Origin of the sequence: Francisella sp. 19X1-34 (assembly GCF_041102755.1) — a bacterium.
In the GTDB taxonomy this organism is placed as follows: Bacteria; Pseudomonadota; Gammaproteobacteria; order Francisellales; family Francisellaceae; genus Francisella.
The window spans coordinates 1-4,235 of sequence record NZ_JBGCTX010000102.1; the positions used below are offsets into that span (position 1 = coordinate 1).

Consider the following 4,235-nt stretch of genomic DNA (forward strand, 5'->3'; position numbering starts at 1 on the left):
ATTCTGTAAATCCCTTATTGTTATATTTAAAATATATAACCTAATTAAAATTTACACAATTATCTGTAAAGACCCAGTTTCTACAACAACACTAAATGGAAATGAGCCTTATAGTTTTTGTGTAGCTTCTTATAATTGCTTATAAAATAATAGTATCATATTATAAACGTTCCTTTATGGGAATGTTATAAAGCTTTTAAGATTTCATCTATTTTTTCAAGGATATTTCCATGATGTGCGTTAACTTCTTTTATAGTCAAATCATGTACCACTTCTGATATATTATTATCCTTTAGAGATAATATATAATCACCTAACTTATTACTAATATTATTATCAAACCGAATATCTGATTTTGTGGCTTTTAATAGAGTTACCTTAGATTTTAATAACTTATTAGAAATATGTGTATTAGAAATTTCACTCTCCATATCCCAAACTTCTAGAATTTTATTTACATAATTATGATCATAGTCCTTTATCATATATTTTCTTAACTGATTCTTATGTTCATCTGCATCAATAGATGATTTATATTGGTTTAGTCGATTATCTGTAAGAACTGTATCTAATAAAGTCACTTTAATATCATCAAAACCTTGGGATTCTAAAATAGTGGCCATCTCTAATGCTATTTGTCCTCCTAAAGACCATCCCAATAGATGAATAGGTTTATTATTAAAACTATAGTTTTCTAAATATCGGCTCAAATAGTATTTTGATAGCTTATTAAGAGATGAGATCTTATTTTTTGAATATATATTATAATTATCTATTCCAATAGAATTATATTTATTAATTAAGCTACTAGCTAATGTATTATATACTTCACAGCCTCCATTCCCTGGATGAATTAGTAATATATCTGGAATGTTCTTATTATAAGATTCATAAAAAGGTTTAATAATACTTAATTTCCCAGCTTCAGATATAAGTTTTTTGATATTCTTAGTTCTAAAAATATCAGCTACACTTACCCGTCTATCTAACTCCTTTGATAACTTATGTGATAACTTAATAGCTAATATACTATTGCCACCTATCCTAAAGAAATCATCTGTAATACCTACTTTATCTAAACCAAGTACCTCTGCAAATATATTACATAAAGTAGTTTCAAGCTCTGTTGTCGGGGCTACATAATTGTCCTCATTAACAAATTCAGGTTCTGGTAATGCCTTACGATCTAACTTACCATTAATAGTCAATGGCATTGATTCAATCTCAACTAATACACTAGGTATCATATACTCTGGTAATACCTTAGATAATTGATTAAGTATTTCTTCTTGAGTTAATGACTCTTCATCTGATACATAATAGCCAACTAAGTACCTATTATTATTTTTATCCTTAGCTAATACACATGACTGTTTAATTCCCTCTATAGCAGACAACTGATTCTCAATCTCTCCTAACTCAATACGATAACCTCTAATCTTAACCTGATCATCATTTCGACCTATATATTCAATATTACCATCTTCCAGCCATCTAACTAAATCTCCGGTCTTATACAACCTTGTATAACCTTTAGCTATATCCTCCTCTGTAGCAAATGGATTAGTCACAAATCTCTCTTTAGTCAATTCAGGTCTATTCAAATAACCTCTAGCCAACCCAAATCCACCTATATATAATTCACCTACTACTCCTATAGCAACTGGTTGCTGATGCTGATCTAAAACATATAACTTAATATTATCAAGAGGTTTGCCTATATTTGTATTAATATCTCTTTCTTTATATTTATGGATACTAGCGCATACTGTACTCTCTGTTGGTCCATATTCATTTATAATATTACACGTAGTTTCCTTAAGAAAATCACCATGTAATTTATCTCCAGAGACAACTATATGACTTAATCCTTTAAGAGCGCTAATATCTACCGATTCTAAATAAGCTGGTGGAATATATGCAATATCCATACCAATATAGTTAGTTACATCTAACTTACTTTGTTCATTTGCTAGATAAAGAGTGTTTCCCGATAAAATACTTATACTTATAGAAGCTAATGATGTATCAAATGCATAAGATTGCATTAAATAGATCTTCTTATCATATGGATAATTAAAATATTTAATCTGATTCTGGTTATAATTAATAAAACCTTTATGCTCAACCATCACACCTTTAGATAATCCAGTAGTCCCAGATGTATATATAACATATGCCAAGTCTGTTGAACTACTTTGTGAAGGTAGATTCTCTTTACCCTCTTGATCATATACATAACTGTCTTTACTTGGATCAATAAATATTAAGCTAATATCTCTATCTATATAATCAAGCTTATTCTCTAAATGACTCTGTGTGATCACTAACCTAGCTTGCGTATCTTCCAGTATATGTCTAAACCTCTCTTCTGGATATCCAGGATCGATAGGTACATATGCTCCTCCTGCCTTCATAACCCCAAGTATACCTATAACCATATCTAAGCTTCTTTCTAAACATAATGGTATTAACGTATCTGGCTTAAGCTCTTGATCTGTTATACCTTTATATTGCTTCCTTATATACCTAGCTAACTGATTTGATCTTTCATTAAGCTCTTTATATGTTAATTGTTGATCTTCATACACTAAAGCTACATTATTAGGATTTTGTTTAACTTGTTCTTCAAACAATTGATAAACTGTTTTATCTTTAGGATAATCTTTATCCGTCTCATTCCAAGCATATACTATTGTTTGATATTCTTCTTTAGATAAAAGATTATAATCCTTTATCTTTGTTTCTTTATCATTTACTAACTTACTCAATATCCTCTTATATGATTCAACTAATCTCTCTATAGTAGCTTCACTATAAAGTGAGGTAGCATAACTAATTGATCCTAATAAAGTATCTTTTCCATCATCTATAAAACAACTTAGATCAAACTTCTCTATCTTATAAACATTATTATCCAGTACTGGCTTAAATAATTTATTATCTTCTCCACCAAAACTCTGTAAGCCAAACATCACCTGAAATACCGGATGTCTACTTAAATCTTGCTCTACATCCAACTCTTTTACCAATCTCTCAAATGGTAAATCTTGATGAAACTGTGCCTCTATTAGATTACTATGCACCCTACTAACTAACTCTAATATACTCCCATTACCATTAACCTGTTCTCTCAATGCTAATGAATTTACAAAGAAACCTATCAAATCCTGTACCTGACTATGATGCCTATTGGCTATAGGTGTTCCAATCACTATATCTTCTTGTGATGTATATTTATACATCAATACATAAAATGCACTTAACATCACTGTATATAATGAGCAACTATTATCTTTAGCTAACTCCCTTAACTTAGCTGATACTTTTTCATCTATCTCAAATCCTACACTAGAGCCTGTATAATCTATCTTAATCGGCCTTACATAATCAGTAGGCAAATTAAGTGTCTCATACCCCTCTAATCTACCTCTCCAATAATCTAACTGCTTTTCAAACACCTCTCCATCAAGATACTCTCTCTGCCATAATGCAAAGTCTTTATATTGAATACTTAACTTAGGTAATACTAATGCAGCTTTATTTGTATAATGATCATAATAAGCATTTAACTCTTTAATAAATATATCTATAGACCAGCCATCACTAGCTATATGATGCATATTAATTAATAACTTAGTATCTAATTCATCTTCATATAAAGATACTCTTATTGGATAATCTTTAGTTAAATCAAACGTTGTATTAATATCATTATCAATTTGTTTAGATATATCTGTATCTTTATAACTATACTCACTAATAACTAAACTATCATTCAATACAACTTGATAATCATTACCTTCATCATCTTGCCTAAATACACTTCTTAATAATTCATGTCTTGCTACTATCGATTCTATTGATTGTTTAAGAGCTTCTACATCTATACCTTCTTTCAAAGATACTAACATAGGTATATGATAAGCATTACTTCCACATTCATACTGCTCTATAAACCATAATCTCTCCTGAGCAAAGGATAATGGATATGTGCCTAATTCAGCTTTAGGTATAACTATCTTAGCTATACTATTAGATTCTAAATAACTACATAACTTACTTATATTATTATATTCAAATATATCCGCCACACTTATCTGTTCATCTAATTCTTTAGATAGCCTATGTGACAGCTTAATAGCTAATATACTATTGCCACCTATCCTAAAGAAATCATCTGTAATACCTACTTTATCTAAACCAAGTACCTCTGCAAATATATTACATAAAGT

The 4,235-nt window shown here is 29.6% G+C and carries 1 protein-coding gene; it reads right to left on the reverse strand.

Features of this window, described 5'->3' with window-relative positions; all coding sequences use genetic code 11:
* Window positions 1-185 precede the first annotated feature (185 nt).
* On the reverse strand, window positions 186-4,235 hold a 4,050-nt coding region (locus AB8E56_RS11185; RefSeq protein WP_329481127.1), incomplete at its 5' end, for an amino acid adenylation domain-containing protein.